The 1,300-nt window shown below is 60.1% G+C and carries 1 protein-coding gene; it reads right to left on the bottom strand.

Features of this window, described 5'->3' with window-relative positions; translation table 11 throughout:
* Nucleotides 1-186: 186 nt before the first annotated feature.
* Nucleotides 187-1,300, bottom strand: a 1,114-nt coding sequence (locus ACWF6P_RS31725) for an L-serine ammonia-lyase (protein WP_452623693.1), incomplete at its 5' end; no start/stop codon positions are given.

Here is a 1,300-nt window from a genome sequence, read left to right as displayed (position 1 = left end):
ATGTACGTCATAGCCCACCTCCGGATGCGCATGGATGTCGCGCCGGATCGCTTTCAGTGCGTCCGACTCCGCATTGATTTCTGCAATGACGTTCATGATCGTAGTTCTTTGAATTCAGAAATGGCTTGTAGGGAATACGTCCCGGGCCTCGCGCGACGATTGGGAATCCGGTCTGATTTCGGATAGTCAGCATTCGATGATGTTGACTGCCAGACCGCCCCGAGATGTTTCCTTGTACTTTGTCTTCATGTCGGCGCCGGTCTGTCGCATGGTCTTGATGACCGAGTCCAACGACACGTAGTGTGTCCCGTCGCCATCCATGGCCATCCGGGCAGCATTGACAGCCTTGACGGCGCCCATTGCATTTCGCTCGATGCAGGGTATCTGCACCATGCCACCGAATGGATCGCAAGTCAGGCCGAGGTTGTGTTCCATCCCGATCTCTGCCGCGTGCTCGACCTGCTTTGGCGTTCCCCCGAGCAGCGCGCACAAGCCGCCGGCAGCCATCGAACACGCCACCCCGACCTCGCCCTGGCAACCGACCTCCGCACCGGAGATGGATGCGTTGAGCTTGTACAACATGCCGATAGCGGCGGCGGTCAACAGAAAGTCGAATACGCCCTGCAGGTTCGCCCCTGGAACGAATTGCATGTAGTAGTGCAATACCGCTGGAATGATTCCCGCCGCACCATTCGTCGGTGCCGTCACGACGCGACCGCCGCCGGCGTTCTCCTCGTTCACCGCCAGCGCATACAGATTGAGCCAGTCCATTGCCGCCAGTGACACGTCACCGTCGCTCCCCGCGCGCTCCGTAAGCTTGCGATGCAAGGACGCCGCGCGGCGCTTTACGCCGAGCGGACCGGGCAGACTTCCCTCCGTGCGGCACCCTCGTTCGACACAGGCCTGCATGACGGACCAGATGCGCCGCAGCTCGCGATGAATCTCGGCTTCCGAGCGCGACACGCGTTCGTTCGCATACGTCAGTTCCGCGATGGATTTTCCATGCTTCTCGCAGAGCTCGAGCAATTGCTTCGAGTTTGAAAACGGATACGGGACCTCACCCGGTACCGCGAACACACCGTCGCTCTCCGATTCGGCCGTCACGACAAACCCGCCACCGACCGACAGGTAAACGCCCTGACGCACCACAGCGCCGTCATCATCGAACGCAAAAAGCTTCATGCCGTTCGGGTGCTCCGGCAGCGCTTGTCGATAGAACACGATGTCCCGCTTGGACGAGAACGGAATACGCTTGACCCCAGCCAACCGCAGTTCCCCGGATGCGTATATCTCTCCAAGC

Source organism: Rhodococcus sp. NPDC055024 (assembly GCF_053608585.1).
Note: the sequence above shows the minus strand (reverse complement) of the source record. Positions and strands in the feature narration are given on the sequence as shown.